This is a genomic window from Diaphorobacter sp. MNS-0, from assembly GCF_019602835.1.
Taxonomy (GTDB): domain Bacteria; phylum Pseudomonadota; class Gammaproteobacteria; order Burkholderiales; family Burkholderiaceae_C; genus Diaphorobacter; species Diaphorobacter nitroreducens.
Map to the genome: position 1 here is coordinate 636,860 of NZ_CP080761.1, position 25,551 is coordinate 662,410.

The window sequence follows — 25,551 nt, forward strand, 5'->3', positions numbered from 1 at the left end:
GCCAGGTCAGCATGGTGGTAGGCCTCAATGTCCTCTAGTCCTACTGTGTCATAAATGTGGCATCATGAATCCTCCCAATTCTTTTTGTGAGGGACGATGAGTGCGAGTGAACGGTTTGACCAGTACATGGCGCATTTGTCGCGGGCGCTGGGACACGCAGATCGCTACGCAGGTCTCAAGGGTTATTGCACAGGTTTGATGCTGCCACTATCGCGAAAGAGTGTGGAGCCCATGGCCGCGCGGGTGGATCCGCTTCATGCCAGTGCAAGGCACCAAGCACTTCATCACTTTGTGGCTAAGGCCCAATGGTCCGATGTCGAAGTTCTGCGCCGGGTCTGCCAGTGGGTTGTGCCACACATGGATTTCAGCCGAGGAGGCTGGTGGATCATCGACGACACGGGCTTTCCCAAAAAGGGCGTGCACTCGGTGGGCGTAGCCCGTCAATACTGCGGCATGCCTGGAAAACAGGACAACTGCCAGGTGGCGGTGAGCGTCTCGCTGGCTTGCGATCAAGGCAGCATTCCTGTGGCATGGCAGCTCTATTTGCCCCAGGACTGGGCGCAAGACGCTGAGCGACGCAAGCGCACAGGCGTACCAGAGTCGGTTCGCTTTGCGACCAAGACACAGATTGCCTTGCATCAGTTGCGCACCCTGCTGAGCGAGGGTGCACCCCGACACTGCGTGTTGGCTGATGCAGGCTACGGCGTGGACACCGCGTTCCGGCAGGCGCTCAGCGACATGGGGTTGCACTATGCGGTGGGGGTGACCTCAGCGGTCGTAGTCTGGCCCCCTGGCGTCGAGCCACTGCCACCTGAGACCTACAGCGGCAAAGGCAGGCCCCCAGTGACGCCAAGGCGCACCGCTCAGTTGCAACCGATGAGCGTCAAGGCCCTGGCTTTGTCGTTACCGGCGCAGGCGTTCCAGACAATCAGTTGGCGCGAGGGCACCAACGCGCCACTCACGGGACGGTTCGCAGCGGTGCGGGTGCGTCACGCTGGTGGCAATGCTGGCAAGGCGAGTCTGCGCCCGCAAGAGTGGTTGCTCATCGAGTGGCCAGTGGAGCAGGCCGAGCCAGTCAAATACATCCTGTCAACGCTGCCCGAGAGCACTGCCTTGAACGATTTGGTCAGCTGCGCCTACCAGCGTTGGCGTATCGAGCGCGACTACCAAGACCTCAAGCAGGACTTCGGCTTGGGGCACTACGAGGGGCGCGGCTGGCGAGGGTTCCACCACCATGCGAGCTTGAGCATCGCAGCCTACGCCTTCTTGATGAGCGAGCGACTTATCGCCGACAAGCCTGCCGGGGGTAAAAAAAACTTCATCGAACGCCAAGTGCCTGCCGTTCCCCAAGATTACATCCCCAGAGGCAGGCCTGCGCGCACAGCGGCACGTGGACAACTCGATCACAAGCTTGCGTCATCTGCTGAGTTACGCACTCATAGACCGTCTGGGACAGTGCCCTTGCTGCGGCCGCATCAGCATGAGTGAAAAACTACTTTTATGACACAGTAAGACCAGGGAAGCTCTTCACGAATCAGTTCTGCCTGTGTCACGGCGATGCCTGAACTAAAACAGCACTCACTTTGAGCAATTGGACTGGTGCAGCGCTTGCCGCAGGCGCTGCGCGAGGGCTATTGCCCCGATATTGAAAGCACTACGCTCCCTGCACGCGCACCTGCCCCATGCAAGTCAGCAACTTGTGCCTCGCCATCCACAGGTTTGAGAGCGCAAACAGCGTGATGATCTGCGCCGTGTTCTTCTTGAGCCCTCGGTAGCGCACCTTCACATACCCAAACTGCTGCTTGAGCACTCTGAAAGGATGCTCGACCTTAGCCCGGATGCTGGCCTTGGTGCGCTCCAACTGGTCAATCAGAGCCTCCACAGGCCTGTCTTTGTCCAAAGCCCGGCGCAGCCCTGGGCGCATGGCCACATGCCAACGTACGTTCTTGTTGGCATCGGGCCGCTTGTCTACACCTTGGTAGCCTGCATCACCAAAGGCGTCTGTCTCCTGCCCGTGCAATAGGCTGTTGGCCTCGACCACATCACCGACATTGCCGCTGGTGCCTCGCACCGTATGCACCAGGCCTGAGTCTGCATCCACCCCAATGTGGGCCTTCATACCGAAGTACCACTGATTGCCCTTCTTGCTTTGATGCATCTCGGGGTCACGCTCGTGACTTTGGTTTTTGGTTGAACTGGGCGCAGCAATCAGCGTGGCATCCACTACGGTGCCTGCCTTGAGTTGCAACCCCTTGGCTTGCAGTAGCGCATTCACGGTGGCCAGGATCTGATCGGCCAGCTTGTGGCGCTCCAGCATATGACGAAAGCGCAGGATGCTCGATTCACTGGGGATCTGTGCGTCCCAGTGGGACAGGCCTGCAAAGTCCCGAAAGGCTGGCACGTCGTGCAAGGCTTCTTCCATGGCGGGGTCACTGAGTTTGAACCACTGCTGCATGAAGTGGATGCGCAGCAGCGTGCTCACTGCAAATGGCTGCTGGCCCCGGCGCCCACTCTCGGGTGCGTAGGGCTCTATCAGCGAGACCAGCTCAGCCCAAGGCACCACCAGCTCCATGGCATCGAGAAATTCGCGCTTGCGGGTGCGTTTGGTGGTGTTGCTCAGGCCCAGGCTGCTTTGCTTCATGCGCTTATTGTCTGAGCTTCAGGCTTGCTCAGCCACATCGTACAGGGATTCGTGCAGAGAGTCCCTAAGGCGAAGAAACGCACCGAGCGCCTCAACACCCACCTGATGACCAAGGCGCGCAGCAGCAGCGAGCTGAACTACCTGGCCAGCCCGGTCACCGGCGGTGGTGTCAGCGTGCCACGCTTTCAGCAGCTGTTCCTGCTCGCGCGCCAGCACGGCCACAAGGCCCCGCAGGACTGGGCCGGCTTCGTGTGGAACCTGCTGGCCGTGCAGGGGCAGCGCCTGGTCAAGCAGGGCAGGGCGCTGGACACGCCCGAGCAGAACCTGGCCGAGCTCACCGCCCAGGCCGCCGAGTTGGCCGAGAAGCGCCTGCCGATCCTGAAGGCGCTGCAGCTGGCCTGAGCCGGGCGAGAATTGATACAAGAAAACAGCGGGAATCCCCTCCGGGACGCGATAAATTCACTCGCACGTGGGCTGCATGGGCAGCCCACGGCTTTTTTGAGTGAATGAGGTCCATGCGTATTCTTTTCGTGCACCCGGGGTTCCCGGCACAGTTCCGCCATGTGGCGCAGGCGTTGGTTCAGCAGGGGCATGCGGTGCGGGCGCTGTGCCAGAAGCCCCCCGAGGGCGCCGCCCCCGAATTCGACGTGCCCGGCGTGCAGGTGCATGCCTATGGCCTGCCGCGCGGCGGCACGCCGGGGGCGCAGGGCTGGGTGGCCGAGCTGGAGCTGCGGGCGATCCGCGGCGAGGCGGCGCTGCAGGCCGCGCTGGCGCTGCGCGACGAGCAGGGGTTCGCGCCCCACGTGATGCTGGCCCATGCGGGCCTGGGCGACAGCCTGTTCCTGAAGGCGGTGTGGCCCGGCGCCCGCCTGGGCCTGTGGGGCGCTCACTACCACGACGCGGCGAGTGCGCGGCATGCGGACCATGACCCGGGCCTGAGCCCGCTACAGGCCCTGGACGCGGCGGCGCGCGCACGCGCCGAGGCGCTGGTGCAGGCGCAGCTGCGCATGCGCAATGCCCAACTGGACCTGCACCTGCGCGAGGCGGACGGGCTGCTGGTGCCCACCGACTGGCAGGCGGCGCGGTTTCCCGCGCCGTGGCGCGAGCGGCTGTGGGTGGCGCACGACGGCATCGACACCGAAGCGCTGGCGCCGAACGCGCAGGTGCGCGCGACGCTGCCCGGCGACGTGGCGCTGGCGCCCGGCGACGAGGTCGTGAGCTTCGTGGCCCGCAGCCTGGAGCCGCGGCGCGGCCTGCAGGTGGTGATGCGCGCCCTGCCGCGGCTGCTGGCCCAGCGCCCCGCGGCGCGGGTGCTCATCGTGGGCGCGGAGGGCCCGGGCCAGGGCCCGCTGCCTGCGGACGGGCGCAGCTGGAAGCAGCACCTCATCGACGAGGTGCTCCCGCAGATGCCCGAGGCCGACTGGCAGCGCGTGCATTTCCTGGGGCCGCTGCCCCACGCCCATGTGGTGGCCGTGCTGCAGCTGGCGGCGGTGCATGTGCACTGGGCCTACCCGCTCGCGCTGTCGCGCAGCCTGCTGGAGGCCATGAGCACCGGCTGCGCCGTGGTGGCCGGCGACACCGCGCCGGTGCGCGAGGTGCTCGCCGATGGCGAGACCGGCCGGCTGCTGGAGTTCTTCGACGCCGAGGCCCTGGCGGACGAGGTGGCGCGCCTGCTGCAGGCGCCGGCCGAACGGCAGCGCCTGGGCGCGCAGGCGCGGCAATGCGTGCAGGCGCGGTACGACCTGCACGGCGTCTGCCTGCCGCGCCAGCTGCAATGGCTGCAGGCGCTGGCCGACGGCGCCGCGGCGCCGGCCCCGGCGCCCACGCCGGACGCGGCCCAGGCCCTGCGCGCCGAACTGGCCCGGGCCGAGCAGGCGCGCGACCAGGCGCAGCAGGCCGCGGCGCTGGCCCAGGCCCAACTGGAGCAGGCGGGCCGCGCCCGCGACAGCGCCGAGGCCGGTCGCCAGGCCGCCGATGCGCTGCTGCAGGAGGCGGTGCAGGCGCTGGCGGGTGTGCGCCAGTTGCTGGAGGCGGAGGCGGAGGCGATGGAGGCCGCGCCGCCGCTGGTTTGAAGCCAAATCGGCTGGTGGCGCCCGTCAGGCAAGCGCTGGCAGCTCTTTATTTGAGAGCGTTCCCTAATGCAGCATGGCCCGGCCCGCGGGGGCGGCCGGGCCGGCCGCTGCCGCGAGCCATGCGGGCCAGTCCTGCGTAGGCCATTCGGCCTCGTGGTACTGCTGCTGCAGTATCGACAGCCATTGGCGCAGGGGCTGGGCGGCGAGCGTCAGACCGACCGGGGCATCGGTGCCTGGTTCGCCGCTGAAGCGCAGCTCCACGCCCGACGCGCCGGCCGAGAGCTGGATGCTGTGCACCAGCCATTGCGGGCTGCGCTCGTGCGGGGTGACCGGGGGCTGCGGCGGCAGCTGGGCGCGCGCGGCCTGCTGGGCAAAGCCGTGCACGGCATCGCTGTGGTAGCCGGGCAGGCGGGCGGAGTGCGCCGCCCCGGCCGGGGCGTCGTGGCGCTCCAGCCATTGCCACAGGGCCGGCAGCAGGCGCTTGAGCAGGCGCTGGGTGAGCCACAGCGTGAGCGTGCTGCCGTCGGCGCGTTCGCCGGCCAGGCGCATGCGGTCCTGCGCGGGGTCGTAGGCCGTGGTGATGCGCTGCAGCACCGGGGCCGGCGGTACAGCCTCGGGCATGGCGCTCACAGCGCGCCGAGCCGCAGCGTGCCGCCCTGGTTCAGGAATTCCAGGTCGAGGTCGCGCGCCGGCGCGGGCGCCGGGGGCGGCGCCTGCCGCGCCTGGGCATGCAGGGTCGCAAGCCGGCCCAGGCTGGCGAGGTGCTGCATGGACAGCAGCTGGCAATAGGCCAGCTGCAGGGCGCCGCCGCGCTGCAGCGCTTCGAGTGCCGGCCCGGAGAGCCGGTTCAGCGCGGCCTCGTCGATGCGCAGCAGGCCGCCCAGTTCCTGCGTGCCGGCATCGGTCTGCAGGCGCAGCGGCCAGGGCTGGATCAGCCCGTGCTGCTGCAGCAGGGCGCAGGCGGCGGTGGTGTGCTGGCGGTTGGCCTCGAGCTGCTGGAAGAACTGCAGCACCTGGGCGGTGGCCGGGGAGAGCTGGCCCTGCTCGTCGAAGAAGGGCTGGCCGTCGCCGGGGCCCACGAGCCCGCTATCGGCGTGGATGCACAGCACCTGCTGGCCGTCCTCGGTGCGGGCCAGGCGGAAGGGGTAGCTGCGGTAGGGCGCGGGGATGTAGCCGGCAAGCCAGCGGCCGTCGGGCGCCACGTAGAGGTTGCGGCCGGCCTGCAGGCCCTGGATGGCGACGGGCAGGAACTGCTCTTGCTGCGCGACGAAGCCGATGGGCAGGGCCAGGGCGGCCTTGGGCAGCTCCTGCAGCACCAGGGGGCAGAGCTGGTCGTGGCGGGCAAAGCCGTAGTCGGCCGGGCCGCGCCAGCGCAGCTGGCCGTGCTGCTGGCGCGAGAGCGGCGTCAAGGGGTTGGCGGTCGGGTTGGAGGGGGTGTCGGTCATGTTGGGTGGGTGCGGGAAGGTGCGGCGCAGCATAACGCCGCGGGGGCCGTGCCGGGTATTGTGCGCATGGCGCGCAGCGCGGTTTTGCTTTACTTGGCATAGCGTATGCACACCTCTTTGCGAATGGCACGTAGTCCAAAGCGGGGCGCGGTTTTGCTCCCTCCCCCGCTGGGGGAGGGTTGGGGTGGGGCCGCCACGGCCTGTTTTTTCATGCGTTGCGTACGCGTCAGCGGGCCCCCATCCCCACCTTCCCCCAGTGGGGGAAGGGGTAACAGCCGCGCCCAGTCTGATGGCATTGCTACTGAAAAAGATGTGTGCGTACACAAGCCTGTGGTGGTGAGGGGAGGGCGGGTGATGCAGGCCGGATCCATGCGTTGCCGCACGCGTTGTTTTTTCGCCGTCGCGGTCTCTTATATGAAATTCATATAGGAGTTCTTGTTAGACTGCGCAGCCTGCCATGGACGCCATTCTCCGCATTCCCCTGAACACCTCGCCCGAGCAGGCCCAGCGCCTGCAGGCCTTGCAGCAGGGCTTTGCGCAGCTGTGCAATGCGTTGGCGCCGCTGGTGCAGTCCACGCGGGTGTGGAACCGGGTGGCCCTGCACCACCTGGCCTACCGCCAGCTGCGCGAGCAGTTTCCGGACATGGGCTCGCAGATGGTGTGCAACGCGATCTACTCGGTGTCGCGCACCTGCCGCATGGTGTTCCAGCACCCCGACAGCCCGCTGCACCTGGACAAGCTGGGCGAGCGGCCCCTGCCGCTGCTGCGCTTTGCCGACAGCTGCCCGGTGTATTTCGACCGCCACACGCTGAGCCTCAAGGCGGGGCAGCTGTCGATGTTCACGCTCGACGGGCGCATGCGCTTCCAGCTGTCGCTGGATGCCGAGGTCGAGGCGCGCTTTCATGCGCAGAAGCTGCGCGAGATCGTGCTGTCGCGCCGTGCCGACGGCATTTACGAACTGTCTTTCCTGCTGGTGGACCAGGCGCAGCCGGCCGCCGCGGCCGAGGGCGCGCTGGCGCCGCCGGAGCCGGGCGAGATTCCCGAATATGTGATGGTCGACGAGGCCGTATGAACCCAACCCAAGCCCCTTCCGAATTGCGCCAGGCCGTCGTGGCCCTGCGCCCCTACTACGTGCGCGCCGCCTGGTTCAGCCTGTTCGCGAGCCTGCTGGTGCTGGCGCCCTCGGGCTACATGCTCGAGGTGTACGAGCGCGTGGTCAACAGCCGCAACCATCTCACGCTGTGGTGGCTGACGGTGGCGGTGCTCGGGGCCTTCGTGCTCATGGAGGTGCTGGAATGGGCGCGCGGCGAGGTGATGCGCGCGGCCGGCGAGGCCCTGGACCGCAAGCTGCGCGTGCGCGTGTTCGATGCGATCTTCGAGGCCAATGTGCGCCGCGTGCCCGGCGGCACGGTGCAGCCGATGCAGGACTTCAGGAAGATCTGCGAATTCCTGCATTCGCCGGCGCTGCTGGCCATCATGGAGGCGCCCATCGCGCTGGTGATGATGGTGCTGCTGTTCCTGATCAGCCCGGTGCTGGGCTGGTCGGCCGTGGTGTTCGGCGTGTTGCAGGTGGGAGTGACCTGGCTCAACGAGCGGCGCACCAAGCCGCCGCTGATGGAGGCCAACCGCACGGCGATCGCCGCACAGCAGTATGCGGACGGCACGCTGCGCAATGCCGAGGTGATCGAGGCCATGGGCATGCTGCGCAACACCCACCGCCGCTGGATCACCAAGCAGCGGGAGTTCCTGCAGCTGCAGGCCCAGGCGTCGGAGAGCGCCGGGGGCTTCCAGGCGCTGAGCAAGCTGCTGCAGAACATCCTGAGCTCGATGCTGCTGGGCCTGGCCTGCTGGCTGCTGCTGCATGGCGAGCTGCATGGCGGCGGCGGCATGATGATCGTGAGCTCCATCCTGGGCGGGCGCATGCTGGCGCCGCTGGTGCAGGTGGTCACGCAGTGGCAGACGGTGGTGAATGCGCGCGACGCCTGGAACCGGCTGGATGCGCTGCTGGCCGCGGTGCCGGCCCGGGCGCCGGCCATGCCGCTGCCCGCGCCGCGCGGCAGCGTGCAGGTGGAGCAGCTGGTGGCCGGCGCGCCGGGCAGCAATGCGACGATCCTGCGCGGCATCGCGTTCGCGCTCCAGCCCGGCGACGTGCTGGCCGTGGTCGGCCCCTCGGCCTCGGGCAAGACCACGCTGGCGCGCCTGCTGGTGGGCCTGTGGCCCGCGGCCATGGGCAAGGTGCGCCTCGACGGCGTGGATGTGCAGACCTGGAACAAGGCCGAGCTGGGGCCCCATGTGGGCTACCTGCCCCAGGGCGTGGAGCTGTTCGAGGGCACGCTGGCCGAGAACATCGCGCGCTTCGGCGAGGTGGACATGGCCCAGGTGGAGGCCGCGGCGCGGGCCGTAGGGCTGCAGGGGCTGATCGCCTCCCTGCCCGAGGGCTACGAGACGCGGGTGGGCCCGGGCGGCGCGCGCCTGTCGGGCGGGCAGCGCCAGCGCGTGGCGCTGGCGCGGGCGCTGTATGGCGACCCGGTCTACGTGGTGCTGGACGAGCCGAACTCCAGCCTCGACGAGGAGGGCGACGCCGCCCTGGCCGCCGCGATCACCCAGGCCAGCGCGCGCGGCGCGACCGTCGTGGTGATCACCCACCGCACCAGCGTGCTCGCCGTGGCCAACAAGATGCTGGTGCTGCGCGACGGCCAGCAGCAGGCCTTCGGCCCGCGCGACGAGGTGCTCGCCGCGCTGAACCAGGCGGCGCGCCAGGCAGCGGCCGCAGCGGCCCCGACGGCGCTGGCGCCCGGGCAGGCCGTCGCCTGAGGCGGCCACGATCCAAGACCAAGAACAGAGTCCAATGATGACGACCCCCGGATTTTTCGAGCGCAGCGAGTTGACGCGGGCGCTGTGGGCCTTTCGCCGCGAATTCATGGTGGTGGGCGTGTTCAGCATGGTGGCGAATGTGCTGCTGCTGGCGCCCACGCTGTACATGCTGCAGGTGTTCGACCGCGTGATGCTCAGCCAGAGCGAGCTGACGCTGCTGATGCTGTCGCTGATCACCCTGTTCCTCTTTCTGGTCGGGGCGTTTTCGGAATGGATGCGCTCGCGCGTGCTGGTGCGCGCCGGCATGCGGCTGGACGGCATGCTCAGCACCCGCGTGTTCAATGCCAGTTTCGAGACCAACCTGAAACAGCTGGGCGGCAGCACGGCCAAGGCCTTCGGCGATCTGGTGCAGGTGCGGCAGTTCCTCACGGGCAACGGCATTTTTGCGCTGTTCGACGCGCCCTGGGCGCCGGTCTATCTGGCGGTGCTGTTCTTCCTGCACCCCCTGCTCGGCTATCTGGCGATCTTCTTCGCGCTGGTGCAGGTGGCGCTGGTGTGGTTTGGCCACCGCCAGACCGTGACCCCTTCGGAGCAGGCCCAGGCCGCGGCCAGCGAGGAGACGCTGTACCTGCAAAGCAAGCTGCGCAACGTGGAGGTGCTGGAGCCCATGGGCATCGTGCACAACCTGCGCGCGCGCTGGCTGGCCAAGCACGGCCAGGCCCAGCGGCTGCAGGGCCAGGCGCAGGCGGTGACGCACCGCATCACCGCCTGGAGCAAGTTCATCCGCTACTCGCAGCAGTCGCTGGCGCTGGGCGCCGGCGCCCTGCTGGTGATCGACGGCCAGCTCTCTCCGGGCGCGATGATCGCCGCCAACGTGCTGATGACGCGCGCGCTGGCGCCCATCGACCTGCTGGTCAGCACCTGGCGCGGCTTCATGGTCGCGCGCTCCGCCTTCGAGCGGCTGGAGGCGCTGCTGGAGGGCAACCCCGAGCGCGACCCCGCCCTGACCCGCGTGCCGCCCACGGGCGCGCTGCTGCTGCGCGACGTGGTGGCGGTGGCGCCGGGGCGCTCCGAGCCGATCCTCAAGGGCGTCAGCCTGCAGGCGCAGCCCGGCACGGCCACGGTGGTGCTGGGGCCTTCGGGCTCGGGCAAGTCCACGCTGGCGCGCTGCATGATCGGCATCTGGCCCCATATGGAAGGCGAGGTGCTGCTCGACGAGCGCCCGATCGCCGGCTGGAACCGCGACGAGCTCGGGCCCTACCTCGGCTATCTGCCGCAGGACATCGAGCTGTTCGAAGGTTCGATCGCCGAGAACATCGCGCGCTTCGGCGAGGTCGATGCCGAGAAGGTGATCGCCGCGGCCCGCAATGCCGGGCTGCACGACATGATCCTGCGCTTTCCCAAGGGCTACGACACCCCGATCGGCGAGGCCGGGGGGCTGCTGTCGGGCGGCCAGCGCCAGCGCATCGGCCTGGCGCGGGCGATCTATGGCGATCCGGCGCTGGTGGTGCTCGACGAGCCGAATGCCAACCTGGACGACGTGGGCGAGGCCGCGCTGGTGCGCGCGGTGCAGACCCTCAAGGCCCGGGGCAGCACGGTGGTGCTGGTCACGCACCGCCCCGGCATCCTGGCCGTCGCCGACCGGCTGGTGATCCTGAAGAACGGCAGCGTGCAGGCCGACGGGCCGCGCGATGCGGTGCTGGCGGCCTTGCGCAATGCCCAGTCCCCGGCGGCCCAGGCATCGCTGGCCGTGGCCTGAGCCCCTCCTTTCCCTTGTGGTTGGCGCCCCCTTTTTTTGCCGAGTTCTGACATGGCTGAATCCTTACATTTTTCAGATAAAAAATCCCAGTTGACGCCTGATGCACAAGCGCTGGATGCTGCGGATACAGTAGCAAAGCACGACCTCGGCCGGGCCGGCCGCTGGGGGCTGTGGGCGCTGGGCCTGGGCTTCGGCGGCTTCTTGCTGTGGGCCGCGCTGGCGCCGCTGGACGAGGGCGTGCCCGGGCCGGGCGTGGTGGCGCTGGACACCAAACGCAAGGCGGTGCAGCACCTGAGCGGCGGCATCGTGCAGCAGGTGCTGGTGCGCGAGGGCGACGAGGTCAAGGAGGGGCAGCTCTTGATCAAGCTCGATGCGGCCGTGGCGCGCGCCAATTACGAGTCGGTGCGCCAGAGCTACCTGGGGCTGCTGGCCATGCAGGCGCGCCTGCAGGCCGAGCAGCTGGGCAAGCCCGGCATCGCCTGGCCTGCCGACCTGAAGGAGGCCGCATCGGATCCGCTGATCCAGCAGCAGATCCTGAACCAGGAGCAGCTGTTCCACACCCGCCGCAGCCTGCTGCGCTCGGATCTGCAGTCGATCGAGGAAAACATCCAGGGCCAGGAAGGGCTGCTGCAGTCCTACGCCGGCATGCTGGGCAACCGCAAGAACCAGCTGGCGCTGCTGCACGAGGAGTTGGGGCATCTGCGCGACCTGGTCAAGGAGGGCTATGCGCCGCGCAACCGCCAGCTGGAGCTGGAGCGCTCGGTCGCGGACGTCAACACCTCGATCGCCGATCTGCAGGGCAATACGCTGCGCGCGCGCAGCGCCATCTCGGACCTGCGCCAGCGCGCGATCTCGCGCCAGCAGGAATACCGCAAGGAAGTCGAGACGCAGCTGGCCGACGTGAGCCGCCAGGTGCTGGTCGATGGCGAGAAATTCCGCGCCGTGCGCAACGACCTGGAGCGCACGGAGATCCGCTCGCCCGCCGACGGCCAGGTGGTGGGCCTGGCCGTGCAGACGGTGGGCGGCGTGGTGCAGCCGGGGCAAAAACTCATGGACATCGTGCCCAAGGGCGCGCCGCTGCTGCTGGAGGCGCGCGTGGCGCCGCACATGATCGACCGCGTCAAGGCCGGCATGCCGGTGGACGTGCGCTTTTCGTCGTTCGCCAATTCGCCCCAGTTGGTGGTGCAGGGCGCGGTGGAGTCGGTGTCGGGCGACCTGCTGACCGAGCCGCAGTCCAACGTCAGCTACTACCTGGCGCGCGTGCAGGTGACGGGCGAGGGCGCCAAGGCCCTGGGCCAGCGCCAGCTGCATCCGGGCATGCCGGTGGAGGTGATCTTCAAGGGCGGCGAGCGCAGCATGCTGACCTATTTGCTGCATCCGCTGACCAAGCGCCTGGCAGCCTCGATGACCGAGGAGTGAGACGATGGCCCGTTCTTCCACCCTCCTGGGCATGCCGCGCCTGAACCGCCTGGCGCGTGCCTGCGCCGCCTTGGCCGGCGTGGCGCTGGCCTGGCCGGCCTGGTCGCTTGATCTGCGCCAGGCCTACGAGGCCGCGCTCCAGAACGATGCCTCGATCCGCGCGTCGCGCGCCGCCGCCGACGCCAGCCGCGAGCGCCTGCCCCAGGCGCAGGCGCAGCGCCTGCCGAGCGTGTCGCTCAGCGCCACGCGCAACTACAACGACCTCACGGCCCGCACGAGAAATTTCCTCGGCCAGCCGGTGACCCAGCAGAACCACTACTACAGCGGCAACCAGAGCCTGACGGTGCGCCAGCCGATCTACCGGCCGTACAACAACGCCCTGGTCGACCAGGCGCGGGCCCAGGTGGAGGATGCCGACGCGCTGCTGGAGCGCGATGAGTACAGCCTGGTGGTGCGCGTGGGCGAGGCCTATTTCGATGTGCTGCTGGCGCGCGACCAACTCGACCTGGTCGCCGCGCAGAAGGCCAGCTACACCGTGCAGCTCGATGCCGCGCGCAAGGGGCTGGCGGCCGGCTCGGGCACCCGCACCGATGTGGACGAGGCCCAGGCGCGCCTGGACATGACCGGCGCGCAGGAGCTGGAGGCCCTGCAGAACCTGGAGTTCACGCAGCGCAGGCTGCAGACGCTGACCGGCCAGCCGTTGGCGCAGTTGGCCGGCCTGGATGTGCAGCGCTTCAGGCCCGAGCCGCCCATGCCGGCCCGGCTGGAGGATTGGGTGGCCCTGGCCGAGGAGGCCAGCCCCGAGCTGCGCTCGCTGCGCGCCCAGGTGGAGGCGGCGCGGCTGGAGATCGACAAGGCCCAGGCCGGACACAAGCCGACGCTGGATGCCGTGGCCCAGTGGGCGCGCTCCAGCAGCGACAGCGTGACCAGCGTGAACTCGCGCTACGACCAGGGGGTGGTGGGCCTGCAGCTGACGATTCCGCTGTATTCGGGCGGCTATGTGAGTTCGACCGTGCGCCAGGCCCTGGCCGCGCAGGAACGCGCGCGCGAAGCGCTGGAGGCGACGCGCCTGGATCTGGGCGTGCGCGTGCACAAGGAGTTTCGCGGCATGACCGAGGGCGCGCTGCGCATTGCCGCGCTGGAGCAGGCGGTGCGCTCGGCCGAGCAGGCCGTGATCTCCAGCCGCAAGTCGCAGCAGGCCGGCAGCCGCACCACGGTCGATGTGCTCAATGCCGAGCAGCAAAAGACGATGGCGCTGCGCGACCTGGCGCAGGCGCGCTATTTGTACCTGCTGTCGCGCATGCGGCTGCAGTCGCTGGCCGGCCAGGATCGCCAGGCCAGCATCGAGCAGGCCAATGCGTCGCTGGCCCCCTGAGGTGGGCGGCCGGGGCGGCGGTGATTGAAGGGCGGGCATGACGCGAAAAGTGGCGATCGTCGGGTGCGCCGGCGTGCCCGCGGCCTATGGCGGGTTTGAGACGCTGGCCGAGAACCTGGCCCTCTATCGGGAGCGGCATGGCCTGGACGTGGACCTGACGATTTTCTGCAGTGGCCCCATGCCCGCGGAGGAGGCGCGGCGCTTCCATGGTGCGCGTCTGCACCATTTGCCGATCTCCGCCAACGGGGTGTCCAGCATCGCCTACGACCTCTGGTCGCTGGCGCTGGCTTGGCGCCAGCGCGTGGACACGGTGCTGCTGCTCGGGGTGTCGGGCGCCATCGCGCTGCCCCTGCTGCGCTGCTTCGGGCGTACCAAAGTGGTGACGAATATCGACGGCGTCGAATGGCGCAGAGCCAAGTGGGGGAGGGCGGCCAGGGCTTTCCTGCGCCTGTCGGAGTGGCTCGCCGTGCGGTGTTCGCATGTGGTGGTCGCGGACAACGAGGGCGTCGCCGAGCATGTGGCGCGCAGCTACGCGAGGTCCTGCACCGTGATCGCCTATGGTGGCGAACATGCCGTGCAGTGCACGCGCCGACCCTGGCATACCGCGCTGCCGCCGCGCTATGCCTTGGCCCTGTGCCGCATCGAGCCCGAGAACAATGTGGAGATGATTCTCGATGCCTTTGCGCGCCAGCCCGTGCTGCCGCTGGTGTTTGTGGGCAACTGGGAGGCCAGCGCCTTTGGCCGCGCAATGCGCGCGCGTTATGGCGGGTGTGACCACATCACACTGGCCGATCCCAAATACGACCCCGGTGCCCTGCGGACGCTGCGCGAGCGCGCCAGTCTGTACGTGCATGGCCATTCTGCGGGCGGGACCAACCCTTCCCTGGTGGAGGCGATGCACTTTGGTTTGCCGGTGGCCGCCTATGACTGCTCCTTCAACCGCTACACGACGCATGGGCAGGCTCGGTATTTTGCGGATGCCCAGGCGCTCACGGCGTTGCTCTCAGACCTGGAGGGTGCGCGGGCCGAAGCCGTGGGAAATTGCATGCAGGCATTGGGGCGGCTCCATTACACCTGGGACCGGATCGGCGCGGAGTATTTCGAGGCCCTGGGGGCATGAGCGCACCCTTTATTGCATTGAGATACTTCGCCGGCGGCGGGGCGACGCTTAACATTGGCGCCCCATGATCTGGTTATCTCTCGTCAGTTTGATCGTCACCACGGTCGTCGCCGCAGCCATTATTCGCTGGTCGGGGGGGCGGGCCGTCGCATACGGCGACGCCATGCCGCAGCGTTTTCACGTGGGCGAGGTGCCGCGCCTGGGCGGTCTGGCCTTGCTGGCAGGCCTGGTCGTCAGCTGGTTGCTGGGCATGTGGCAAACCCGTCTGGGCGATCCCGGTTCGCTGCGCCTGGGGCCCTGGGTGCTCCTCTGGATCGCGGTGCTGCTGCCGGCCGTGCTCGGCGGCATCGCCGAAGACATGACCCAGCGGCTGTCTGTGCGCTACCGGTTGCTGCTCACGCTGATTTCCGGCGGTCTGGCGGTCTGGCTGCTGGACATGAACGTGCCGCGCCTGGGGCTGCCCTGGCTGGACATGCTGCTGCGCCAGGCCCCGTGGCTCGGCATGGGGGTCGTGTTGCTGGCGATGGCGGGACTGCCCCATGCGTTCAACATCATCGACGGCTACAACGGCCTGGCCGGCATGGTGGCGCTGATCGTATGCCTGGCGCTGGCCCATGTGTGCCTGCAGGTGGGCGACCGCGCCCTGGCCTCGCTGCTGGTCTGCCTGGCGGCGGCGACGGGGGGGTTTCTGGTCTGGAATTACCCGCGTGGCATGCTGTTCGCCGGCGATGGCGGCGCGTACATCTGGGGCGGGGTGATCGCGCTGGCGAGCCTGTCGCTGGTGCAGCGCAATGCCGAGGTGTCGCCCTGGTTTCCCCTGCTGCTGCTGATCTATCCCGTGGGGGAGACCCTGTTTTCCATCTACCGCAAGCTGGCGCGCGGCGTGTCGCCCGGCATGGCGGATGCGCTGCATTTCCACCAATTGATCTACCGACGCATCGTGCGCAGTGTGTTCCACGAGGACGAGGCGCGCCGCATGCTCAAGCGCAACAACCGCACGTCTCCCTATCTGTGGGCGTTCACGATGCTCACGGTGGTGCCGGCCGTGCTGTTCTGGAACAACACGCCCGTGCTCATGACGTTCTGCGGTCTGTTCGGTGCGACCTACGTGACGGCCTACATCGGCATCGTGCGCTTCAAGGTGCCGGGCTGGATGCGTTTCTGAGCGCCGCGCGTGGTGGCCAGTTGCGGCACAATTCGCGCTCTTTGTGTTCCACCCTCCCAACCCGCTCACATGACCGACCTTCTTTCGATTGCCCCGCGCGACAAGGCTGAAATCCTGGCTCAGGCATTGCCCTACATCCGCAAGTTCCACGGCAAGACCCTGGTGATCAAGTACGGCGGCAACGCCATGACCGACCCGGCCCTGCAGGCCGACTTTGCGGAAGACGTGGTGCTGCTCAAGCTGGTAGGCATGAACCCGGTGGTGGTGCACGGCGGAGGCCCGCAGATCGAGCAAGCCCTGAACCGTCTGGGCAAGAAGGGCGAGTTCATCCAGGGCATGCGCGTGACCGATGCCGAAACCATGGAAGTCGTGGAATGGGTGCTGGCCGGCGAGGTGCAGCAGGACATCGTGGGCCTGATTCACCAGGCGGGTGGCAAGGCCGTGGGCCTCACGGGGCGCGATGGCGGCATGATCCGCGCCAAGAAGCTCAAGATGGTGGACAACAAGGACCCGAGCGTCGAACATGACGTGGGGCAGGTCGGTGACATCGTGGCGATCGACCCGAGCGTAGTCAAGGCGCTGCAGGACGATGCCTTCATTCCCGTCATCAGCCCGATCGGGTTTGGCGAGGAAAACGAAAGCTACAACATCAACGCCGACGTGGTGGCTAGTAAATTAGCTACGGTGCTGCAGGCAGAGAAACTGGTGCTGCTCACCAACACCCCTGGTGTGCTGGACAAGGAAGGCAAGCTGCTCACCGACCTGACGGCGCGCGAAATTGATGCATTGTTCGCTGATGGCACCATCTCCGGCGGCATGCTGCCCAAAATCAGCGGGGCGCTGGATGCGGCAAAGGCTGGTGTGAATGCCGTGCACATCATTGATGGCCGCGTACCGCATTCGATGTTGTTGGAAATTCTGACCGACCAGGCCTACGGCACCATGATCCGGAGTCACTAGGCTCTTTTCGGGCATGGCCCGGGTGTATTGGAGTCAAAAATGGCTGCAGCGCTTGTCCAGCAAGCGTTAGCAGCTATTTTTTTGGAAGCGGCTCCAAGGGTTGCGGCAACAGCGAGCAGCCGTCACGATGCTGGAGTGGTGGTGTGCGAGAATCAATTGCACACACTTGTTGCTCTCCCTCCCCAATCCATGCCTCATGACTGAATTCACGCCTGCTACTGACGCGCCAGCCTCCACCGACGACGCGCCCACTGCGCGCCGCCGGCCGCGGCCGGGCGAGCGGCGTGAGCAAATCCTGCAGACCCTGGCGGCCATGCTGGAGCAGCCCGGGGCCGAGCGCATCACCACGGCAGCGCTTGCGGCGCGCCTGCAGGTGAGCGAGGCGGCGCTGTACCGCCACTTTGCCAGCAAGGCACAGATGTTCGAGGGGCTCATCGATTTCATCGAGCAGAGCGTCTTTACCCTCGTGCACCAGATCATGGAGCGCGGTGGCGAGTCTGAGGGCGCGCAACGCGCGGCGCGCATCACGGCCATGGTGCTGCAGTTCGGCGAGCGCAACCCCGGCATGGTGCGCGTGATGGTGGGGGATGCGCTGGTTTTCGAAAACGAGCGCCTGCAGCAGCGCATGAACCTGTTCTTCGACAAGGTGGAGGCCACGCTGCGCCAGTGCCTGCGTCCCGTGGCCGACGCGGACGGCTCGGCGACACCCACGGTGCAGACACAGGTGCGGGCGGCCGCACTGTCCGACCTGATCCGCGGCCGCTTGCAGCGCTACGCACGCACAGGCTTTCGCCGCATGCCGACGGAACACCTGGACGCCACTCTGGCACTGTGGCTGTAACGCCGGCGCAGGCAAGCGTGATGGCATGACCACCCGCGAAAGGCGCGGTAAGCATTTCGCCCTTGGCACGGTCCCCCGCGATGGTGGGGCTCGATAAATCATCCACTTAGGGGTTTACCCCGAAGCGCGTTCTGCGCGCCTGGAAATACTGGCGTTACCTGCGTGTTTTATGCAAAATAGAACGATCGTTCGTTTTATTTTGCTTCATGTCTCTTTCTCCTTCCCCCACCAAGACGGTTCGCGCGCCACGCCGCGAGGGCCGGGCGCTGCACAAGGGGCAACACACCAAGGCCGTCATCATCGATGCCGCCCTGGGCCTGGCTACGCACATCGGCCTGGAGGGTTTGTCCATCGGTGCGCTGGCCGACGTGACGGGCATGAGCAAGTCAGGCGTGTTCGCGCACTTCGGCTCGCGTGAGGAACTGCAGATCTCGGTGATCCGCGAGTACCACACGCGATTCGAGCAGGAAGTGTTCTACCCCGCGATGCAGGCCCCGCGCGGCGTGCCGCGCCTGCGCGCGCTGTTCGCCAACTGGATGAAGCGCACCTCCATCGAGATCGACTCCGGCTGCATCTACATCAGCGGCGCGGTGGAGTTCGACGATCGCACGGGCCCGGTGCGCGATGCGCTGGCCAACTCGGTGATGACCTGGCAGGCCGCGATGAAGCGCGCCATCCAGCAGTGCAAGGAATGCGGCGAGATCCGCGACGACGTCAGCGAGGACCAGATGCTGTTCGAGATCCACGGCCTGATCCTGGCGCTGCACTACGAGGCGCGCTTCCTGCACACCCCTGGCTCCATCGACCGGGCCAACACGGGCTTTGACAACATCCTGGCGCGCTACAGCGCGCTGCCTGGCCACCGCGGTTGAGTCCTGCCACCGTTCGTATTTCGGTTTTTCTTCTTTTCCAACCTTCCTTCTTCCCAGGAGTCTCCACATGCCTACTTACACGCCTCCGCTGCGCGACATGCAATTCGTCCTGCATGAAGTCTTCAAGGTCACCGACGAATTCAAGGCCATGCCCGCGCATGCTGAAGTGGATGCCGACACGATCAACGCCGTGCTGGAAGAAGCCGGCAAGTTCGCCGCCGGCGTGGCGTTCCCGCTGAACATCAGCGGCGACACCGAGGGCTGCAAGCTGGACCCGCAGACGCACGAGGTCACGCCGCCGAAGGGCTTCAAGGAGGCCTACCGCCAGTACGTCGAGGGCGGCTGGCCGGCGCTGTCGTGCGACCCCGAGTACGGCGGCCAGGGCCTGCCGCACACGGTGAACCAGTGCCTGTACGAGATGCTCAACAGCGCCAACCAGGCCTGGACCATGTACCCCGGCCTGTCGCACGGCGCCTATGAGGCGCTGCACGCCCACGGCACCGACGAGCAGAAGAAGCTGTACCTGCCCAAGCTCACGAGCGGCGAGTGGACCGGCACCATGTGCCTGACCGAGCCGCACTGCGGCACCGACCTGGGGCTGCTGCGCACCAAGGCCGAACCGGTGGGCGACGGCACGTACAAGATCACCGGCAACAAGATCTTCATCAGCGCCGGCGAGCACGACTTCACCGAGAACATCGTGCACCTGGTGCTGGCCCGCCTGCCCGACGCGCCCAAGGGCAGCAAGGGCATCAGCCTGTTCGTGGTGCCCAAGTTCAAGGTGAACGCCGACGGCTCGCTGGGCGAGCGCAACCCCATCTACTGCACGGGCCTGGAGCACAAGATGGGCATCCACGGCAACGCCACGGCGCAGATTGCCATCGACGGCGCCATCGGCACCCTGGTGGGCGAGCCCCACAAGGGCCTGGCCGCGATGTTCGTGATGATGAATGCCGCCCGCCTGGGCGTGGGCAACCAGTCGCTGGGCCTGACCGAAGTGGCCTTCCAGAACGCGCTGGCCTACGCCAAGGACCGCATCCAGATGCGCAGCCTGTCGGGCACCAAGGCGAAGGATAAGGAAGCCGATCCCATCATCGTGCACCCCGACGTGCGCAAGATGCTGCTCACCGCCAAGGCCTACGCCGAGGGCGCGCGCGCGCTGCAGATTTTCTGCACGCTGCTGCTGGACAAGGCCCACAGCCACCCCGACGAGAAGGTGCGCAAGGACAGCGACGAGCTGGTGGCGCTGCTGACTCCCATCGTCAAGGCCTTCATCACCGACAACGGGCACATTGCCACCAACGCCTGCATGCAGGTCTTTGGCGGCCACGGCTTCATCAAGGAATGGGGTATGGAGCAGTTCGTGCGCGACAACCGCATCAACATGATCTACGAAGGCACGAACACCGTGCAGTCGCTGGATCTGCTGGGCCGCAAGGTGCTGGGCAACAACGGCGCCACGCTGAAGAAGTTCGGCAAGTTGGTCGGGCAGCTGGTGGCCGAAGAAGGCGTGAACGAGAAGATGGCCGAGTTCATCAACCCCATCGCTTACCTGGGCGACCAGATGACCAAGTTCACCACCGAGATCGGCTTCCGCGGCTTCCAGAACCCCGATGAGGTGGGCGCCGCCGCCGTGGACTACCTGCGCGTGGCCGGCCACCTGGTGTTTGGCTACATGTTTGCCCGCATGGCCCAGGTGGCGCTGCGCGAGATTGCCGCCGGCAACACCGACCCGTTCTACCAGGCCAAGCTGCAGACGGCGCGTTTTTACTTCGCCAAGCTGTTCCCTGAAGTCCACACGCTGATGCGCACCGCCCGCGCCGGCAGCAAGGTGCTCATGGACACCGACGCCGCCCTGGCCTGAGCCAGCGATTGCACGCATTGCCAATTTTGAACGTTTTTGCACTGGAGGCCTTATGAGACAAGCGCTAGCAGCTATTATTTTTGCAGCAATCGCGGCCCCTGCATGGGCCCAGATGTCCCCCGTGGGCCTGTGGCGCAGCGTGGACGACAAGACGGGCGAGGCCAAGGCCGAGATCCGTATTGCCGAAACCAGCGGCGTGCTGAACGGCCGCATCGAAAAGTCCCTCAAAAAGGACGCCGACCCTGCCGCCACCTGCACCGAGTGCAAGGACGACCGCAAGGGCAAGGCGATCGCGGGTCTGGAGATCATCCGCGGCGTCAAGAAGGCCGATGACAAAGAGGTCTGGGAGGGCGGCAAGATCCTCGACCCCGAAAACGGCAAGGAGTACCGCGCCAGCCTCACGCCCATCGACGGCGGCAAGCGGCTGGAGGTGCGCGGCTTCCTGGGCCCGTTCTGGCGCACCCAGACCTGGCAGCGCGTGCAGTAAGCAAAGCAGTGAGCGCCACGGCGCCGCAGCCGGCCCGCCCGCGTGGTGCGGGGCCTGGCGCGCGGCCCCGTGCGCATCCCACCATCCAAGGAACAAGCAAATGTCCCGATTCCAAGTGAAGAAAGTCGCCGTGCTCGGCGCGGGCGTGATGGGCGCGCAGATCGCGGCCCACCTCGTCAATGTGAAGGTGCCGGTGGTGCTGTTCGATCTCCCCGCCAAGGAAGGTCCGAAGAACGGCATCGTCACCCGCGCGGTGGAGAACCTCAAGAAGCTCAAGCCCTCGCCCCTGGGTGTGGCGGACGACGCCGCGCTGATCCAGCAGGCGAACTACGAGGAGAACATGGCGCTGCTGGGCGAGTGCGATCTCGTCATCGAGGCCATCGCCGAGCGCATGGACTGGAAGCTCGATCTGTACAAGAAGATCGCGCCGCACGTCGCACCGCACGCCATCGTGGCGTCCAACACCTCGGGCCTGTCGATCACCCAGCTGTCTGAGGCGCTGCCCGACGCCATCAAGCCGCGCTTTTGCGGCATCCACTTCTTCAACCCGCCGCGCTACATGGTGCTGGTGGAGCTGATCAACACACCCACCACCCGCCCAGAGGTGCTCGACCAGCTCGAAGCCTTCGTGACCAGCGGCCTGGGCAAGGGCGTGGTGCGCGCGCACGACACCCCCAACTTCATCGCCAACCGCGTGGGCATCGCCGGCATGCTTTCCACGATGAAGGAGGTGGAGAACTTTGGCCTGACCTTCGACGTGGTGGACGACCTCACCGGCAAGAAGCTGGGCCGCGCCTCCAGCGGCACCTTCCGCACCGCCGACGTGGTGGGCCTGGACACCATGGCCCACGTCATCAAGACGCTGCAGGACAACCTGAACGAGCAGACCGACCCGTTCTACGGCAGCTTCGGCACGCCCGCCGTGCTGCAAAAGCTGATCGAGCTGGGCAACCTGGGCCAGAAGGCCAAGGCGGGCTTCTACAAGAAGGTGGGGCGCGACATCCTGCGCTTCGAGCTGGAGAGCGAGGAATATGTGCCCGCTGGCGCCAAGGCCGACGAGGTGTACGGCCGCATGCTCAAGAAGCCCGCCGCCGAGCGCCTGAAGCTGCTGCGCAACTCGCAAGGCGCGCAGGGCCGGTTCCTGTGGGCCATCCTGCGCAACAGCTTCCACTACGCTGCGGTGCATCTGGCCACGATTGCCGACACCGCGCGCGATGTGGACCAGGCCATGCGCTGGGGCTTCGGCATGAGCCAGGGGCCGTTCGAGCTGTGGCAGGAGGCGGGCTGGCTGGAGGTGGCCAGGATGGTCCAGGAGGACATTGACGCGGGCAAGGCACTGTCCAAGGCGCCGCTGCCCGAATGGGTGTTCAAGGGCCCGGTGGCGGATGCCGGCGGCGTGCACACGGCGCAGGGTTCGTGGAGCGCGCGCCAAGGCAAGTTCGTGCCGCGCCGCCAGTTGCCGGTGTACGAGCGCCAGTACTTCCCCGAGAAACTGCTGGGCGAAGACAACCTGCCCGACTGGCGCAAGGCCGGCACCACCATCAGCGAGACCGATGCGCTGCGCACCTGGACGCTCGATGGCAAGGTATTGATCGCCTCCATCCAGAGCAAGATGCACGCGATCAGCCCCGACGTGATGGAAGGCCTGATGGAGGCCGTGGACCTGGCCGAGCGCGAGTACGACGGCATGGTCATCTGGTCGGGCGACGCGCCGTTCAGCGTGGGCGCCGACCTGCAGGCCACCATGCCTGCCTACGTGGTGGCCGGCATTGCCGCCATCGAGGGCGTGGAGCATGAGCTGCAGAACCTGATGCTGCGCCTGCGCTACGCCCAGGTACCGGTGGTCTCGGCCATCCATGGCATGGCGCTGGGCGGCGGCTGCGAGCTGGCCGTGCACAGCGCACGCCGCGTGGCCCACATGGAAAGCTACATCGGCCTGGTGGAAGTGGGCGTGGGCCTGGTGCCCGGTGCCGGCGGCCTGACCTACATCGCCCGCCGCGCGGCCGAGAACGCCGCCGCCAGCACCGGCAAGGACCTTTTGCCCTTCCTGACCGAAGGCTTCACCGCCGCGGCCATGGCCAAGGTAGGCACCAGCGCCCTTGAGTCGAAGAAGCTCGGCTACCTGCTCGACAGCGACCTCATCGTGCCGCACAAGGACGAGGTGCTGTTCGTCGCCATCAACGAAGCCAAGGCCATGGCCGCTGGCGGCTGGCGCGCGCCGCACAAGCGCCTGTTCCCCGTAGCGGGGCGCAGCGGCATTTCCACCATCCGCGGCTCGCTGGTCAACATGCGCGACGGCGGCTTCATCAGCGAGCATGACCAGCACATCGCCACGCTGATCGCCGAAGTGGTGTGCGGCGGCGACGTGGACGCCGGCACGCTGGTGAGCGAGGAATACCTGATGGCGCTGGAGCGCAAGGCGTTCTGCGCCCTGATCGAGCACCCCAAGACCCAGGAGCGCATCCTGGGCATGCTCAACACTGGCAAGCCGGTGCGTAACTGAGGCCGCCCGAGGAGAGAAACCATGAAACAGATCCAAGACGCCTACATCGTTGCCGCCACGCGCACGCCCATCGGCCGTTCGCACAAGGGCTTTTTCCGCAACTACCGCCCGGACGACCTGCTGGCCACCACGCTCAAGAGCGCGCTGGCCCAGGTGCCGGGGCTGGACCCCGCCTCGATCGAGGACATCATCTGCGGCTGCGCCATCCCCGAGGCGCAGCAGGGACTGAACGTGGCGCGCATCGGCGCCGTGCTGGCGGGCCTGCCCACCAGCGTGGGCGGCATCACGGTGAACCGCTTCTGCGCTTCGGGCCTGTCGGCCGTGGCCATGGCGGCCGACCGCATCCGCGTGGGCGAGGCCGAGGTGATGATCGCCGCCGGCGTGGAGAGCATGAGCATGGTGCCCATGATGGGCAACGCGCCCAGCCTGTCGCCCAGCATCTTCGAGCGTGACGGCGACGTGGGCATCGCCTACGGCATGGGCCTCACCGCCGAGAAGGTGGCCCAGCAGTGGAAGGTGAGCCGCGAGGCGCAGGACGGCTTCGCGCTGGAGTCGCACCGCCGCGCCATCGCCGCGCAGCAGGCCGGCGAGTTTGCGGACGAGATCACGCCCATCGAGGTGACCGACCGCGCGGTCAACCTGGAGACGGGCGAAGTCATTGCCAGCACCCGCACCGTGAGCCTGGACGAGGGCGCCCGCCCCGACACCAGCCTGGAAGGCCTGGCCAAGCTGCGCACCGTGTTTGCCGCGCGCGGCACGGTGACGGCCGGTAACAGTTCGCAGACCAGCGACGGCGCCGGCGCGCTGATCCTGGCCAGCGAAGCCGCCGTCAAGCGCTTCGGCCTCACGCCGCTGGCGCGCTTCGTCAGCTTCGCCAGCAAGGGCGTGCCGCCGTCCATCATGGGCATCGGCCCGATCGAGGCCATTCCCGCCGCGCTGCGCTATGCCGGTCTGAAGCAGGACGACATCGGCTGGTACGAGCTCAACGAAGCCTTCGCCGCCCAGTCGCTGGCCGTCATCAACACGCTGGGGCTGGACACGGCCAAGGTCAACCCCATGGGCGGCGCCATCGCGCTGGGCCACCCGCTGGGTGCGACGGGCGCCATCCGCTCGGCCACCGTGGTGCATGCGCTGCGCCGCAAGCAGCTCAAGTACGGCATGGTCACCATGTGCGTGGGCATGGGCCAGGGCGCGGCGGGTATCTTCGAGCGCGTGTAAGTAAGCGCCACTGCCGCGCGGCAGCGCGCGGGGATTGCAGCCGAGCCGGCGCAGACCGGCCGCCTTCATGGAGACAAGCCATGCAGAGTGAAACCCTGATGGTCGATGGCGCAGTGCCGCTGGCGCTGCGCGTGTACGTGCCACGGACTGGCCCCGCGCGCGCCAGCGTCGTCATTGGCGGCGCCATGGGCGTGCGCCAGGCCTTCTATGGGCCGTTCGCCGCCTGGCTGGCGCAGCAGGGTCTGCGGGTCACCACCTTCGACTACCGGGGGCAGGGCGAGTCGCTGAACGGTGGCATGCGCGAGGTGCGGGCCAACCTGTTCGACTGGGCGCGCGACTACGACGCGGTGATCGCCCATGCAGCCCAGGCGCTGCCTGGCCAGCCGCTGCTGCTGGTGGGGCACAGCCTGGGCGCGCAGCTGCCCGGGCTGCTGCGCGAGCATGCGCGCGTGAGCGGCCTGCTGAGCGTCGCCGCGGGCAGCGGCTACTGGCGTGACAACGCACCCCGCATCCGCCGCGCCATGCCCGCGTTCTGGCATGTGCTGGTGCCGTTGTCGGTGCGGCTGTGCGGCTACTTCCCTGGGCGGCGCCTGCGCGCCGTGGGCGACCTGCCCGCGGGGGTGATCCTGCAGTGGCGCCGCTGGTGCCTGCACCCGCGCTACAGCGTGGGGGCGGAGGGAGAATCCGCCCAGCGCAGCTACGCGGCGGTGCGCTTTCCGGTACACGCCTGGTCCATGCAGGACGATGAGCTCATGACCTGGCGCGGCACGCAAAGCCTGTTGGCGCTGTATGCGAACGCGCCGTGCAGCGTGGAGCGCATCGCGCCGCACGAGGCGCAGGCGCGGCGCATCGGGCACTTTGGATTTTTCCGCGAACAGTTCCGCGACACGCTGTGGCCCCGCGCCTTGCAGCAGCTGGAGGCGTTGGCCCGGGCGCAGCCGCAGGGCACCGCAGGTGCCACCGCCACCGCAGGCTGAGCCGATTCACGGCACACTC

Annotated in this window: 21 protein-coding genes; 18 read left to right on the forward strand and 3 right to left on the reverse strand. The window is 67.7% G+C overall.

Annotated elements, in window-relative coordinates; translation table 11 throughout:
* Positions 1–96: 96 nt before the first annotated feature.
* Positions 97–1,488 carry an IS701 family transposase gene (locus K2L43_RS03100; protein WP_196996032.1) on the forward strand — a complete coding sequence of 464 codons (1,392 nt, stop codon included), beginning with the start codon at positions 97–99 and terminating at the stop codon, positions 1,486–1,488.
* 166 nt (positions 1,489–1,654) lie between these two features.
* Here the strand turns inward: K2L43_RS03100 and K2L43_RS03105 are convergent, their stop codons facing one another.
* Positions 1,655–2,641 (reverse strand): IS5 family transposase, encoded by a 987-nt coding sequence (locus tag K2L43_RS03105; RefSeq protein WP_011806505.1) that lies wholly within the window; start codon positions 2,639–2,641, stop codon positions 1,655–1,657.
* Positions 2,642–2,692: 51 nt separating this feature from the next.
* Between K2L43_RS03105 and K2L43_RS03110 the strand changes: the two genes are divergently transcribed.
* Both K2L43_RS03110 and K2L43_RS03115 read left to right on the forward strand, forming a co-directional pair.
* The gene (locus tag K2L43_RS03110; RefSeq protein ID WP_172206100.1) at positions 2,693–3,043 is read left to right on the forward strand and encodes a hypothetical protein; all 351 of its coding nucleotides are present in this window, start codon (positions 2,693–2,695) and stop codon (positions 3,041–3,043) included.
* A gap of 113 nt (positions 3,044–3,156) precedes the next feature.
* Complete coding sequence (locus K2L43_RS03115) at positions 3,157–4,713, forward strand: glycosyltransferase (RefSeq protein WP_011804032.1); 1,557 nt, start codon at positions 3,157–3,159, stop codon at positions 4,711–4,713.
* A 63-nt stretch (positions 4,714–4,776) separates the two neighbouring features.
* Here K2L43_RS03115 and K2L43_RS03120 read toward each other — a convergent pair whose 3' ends face one another.
* Positions 4,777–5,334, reverse strand: coding sequence for a hypothetical protein (locus K2L43_RS03120; RefSeq protein WP_011804033.1), 558 nt, complete (start codon positions 5,332–5,334; stop codon positions 4,777–4,779).
* A gap of 5 nt (positions 5,335–5,339) precedes the next feature.
* Positions 5,340–6,158: a SapC family protein gene (locus tag K2L43_RS03125; RefSeq protein WP_083766787.1), complete on the reverse strand. Its 819-nt coding sequence runs from the start codon at positions 6,156–6,158 to the stop codon at positions 5,340–5,342.
* Positions 6,159–6,615: 457 nt separating this feature from the next.
* Between K2L43_RS03125 and K2L43_RS03130 the strand changes: the two genes are divergently transcribed.
* From K2L43_RS03130 to K2L43_RS03200, 15 genes are all read left to right on the forward strand, one after another.
* Entirely contained in the window at positions 6,616–7,230 is a 615-nt protein-coding gene (locus tag K2L43_RS03130; protein WP_011804035.1) for a hypothetical protein, read from the forward strand.
* Positions 7,227–8,972: a type I secretion system permease/ATPase gene (locus tag K2L43_RS03135; RefSeq protein ID WP_172206104.1), complete on the forward strand. Its 1,746-nt coding sequence runs from the start codon at positions 7,227–7,229 to the stop codon at positions 8,970–8,972. Before K2L43_RS03130 ends, K2L43_RS03135 begins: the two co-directional genes overlap by 4 nt.
* A 37-nt stretch (positions 8,973–9,009) precedes the next feature.
* Complete coding sequence (locus tag K2L43_RS03140) at positions 9,010–10,731, forward strand: type I secretion system permease/ATPase (RefSeq protein ID WP_220638963.1); 1,722 nt, start codon at positions 9,010–9,012, stop codon at positions 10,729–10,731.
* A gap of 51 nt (positions 10,732–10,782) precedes the next feature.
* The gene (locus K2L43_RS03145; RefSeq protein WP_011804038.1) at positions 10,783–12,150 is read left to right on the forward strand and encodes an HlyD family type I secretion periplasmic adaptor subunit; all 1,368 of its coding nucleotides are present in this window, start codon (positions 10,783–10,785) and stop codon (positions 12,148–12,150) included.
* Between the two features lie 4 nt (positions 12,151–12,154).
* Entirely contained in the window at positions 12,155–13,525 is a 1,371-nt protein-coding gene (locus K2L43_RS03150) for a TolC family outer membrane protein (protein WP_011804039.1), read from the forward strand.
* Between the two features lie 37 nt (positions 13,526–13,562).
* Complete coding sequence (locus tag K2L43_RS03155) at positions 13,563–14,645, forward strand: DUF1972 domain-containing protein (protein WP_011804040.1); 1,083 nt, start codon at positions 13,563–13,565, stop codon at positions 14,643–14,645.
* A gap of 64 nt (positions 14,646–14,709) precedes the next feature.
* Positions 14,710–15,810 (forward strand): glycosyltransferase, encoded by a 1,101-nt coding sequence (locus tag K2L43_RS03160; RefSeq protein WP_011804041.1) that lies wholly within the window; start codon positions 14,710–14,712, stop codon positions 15,808–15,810.
* A gap of 69 nt (positions 15,811–15,879) precedes the next feature.
* Positions 15,880–16,770, forward strand: a complete 891-nt coding sequence (argB, locus tag K2L43_RS03165; protein WP_220638482.1) for an acetylglutamate kinase — start codon at positions 15,880–15,882, stop codon at positions 16,768–16,770.
* A 196-nt stretch (positions 16,771–16,966) separates the two neighbouring features.
* On the forward strand, positions 16,967–17,611 hold the full coding sequence (slmA, locus tag K2L43_RS03170) for a nucleoid occlusion factor SlmA (protein ID WP_011804043.1): 645 nt from the start codon (positions 16,967–16,969) through the stop codon (positions 17,609–17,611).
* Between the two features lie 206 nt (positions 17,612–17,817).
* A complete protein-coding gene (locus K2L43_RS03175; protein WP_012655592.1) occupies positions 17,818–18,483 on the forward strand; it encodes a TetR/AcrR family transcriptional regulator in 666 nt (221 codons plus the stop codon).
* Positions 18,484–18,550: 67 nt separating this feature from the next.
* Entirely contained in the window at positions 18,551–20,347 is a 1,797-nt protein-coding gene (locus K2L43_RS03180; protein ID WP_220638483.1) for an acyl-CoA dehydrogenase C-terminal domain-containing protein, read from the forward strand.
* A gap of 52 nt (positions 20,348–20,399) precedes the next feature.
* On the forward strand, positions 20,400–20,834 hold the full coding sequence (locus K2L43_RS03185; protein ID WP_220638484.1) for a DUF2147 domain-containing protein: 435 nt from the start codon (positions 20,400–20,402) through the stop codon (positions 20,832–20,834).
* 100 nt (positions 20,835–20,934) lie between these two features.
* Positions 20,935–23,337, forward strand: a complete 2,403-nt coding sequence (locus tag K2L43_RS03190) for a 3-hydroxyacyl-CoA dehydrogenase/enoyl-CoA hydratase family protein (protein WP_220638485.1) — start codon at positions 20,935–20,937, stop codon at positions 23,335–23,337.
* Between the two features lie 21 nt (positions 23,338–23,358).
* Positions 23,359–24,555 carry an acetyl-CoA C-acyltransferase gene (locus K2L43_RS03195; protein WP_220638486.1) on the forward strand — a complete coding sequence of 399 codons (1,197 nt, stop codon included), beginning with the start codon at positions 23,359–23,361 and terminating at the stop codon, positions 24,553–24,555.
* Between the two features lie 80 nt (positions 24,556–24,635).
* Positions 24,636–25,532, forward strand: coding sequence for an alpha/beta fold hydrolase (locus K2L43_RS03200; RefSeq protein WP_220638487.1), 897 nt, complete (start codon positions 24,636–24,638; stop codon positions 25,530–25,532).
* The last annotated feature ends 19 nt before the right edge of the window (positions 25,533–25,551 follow it).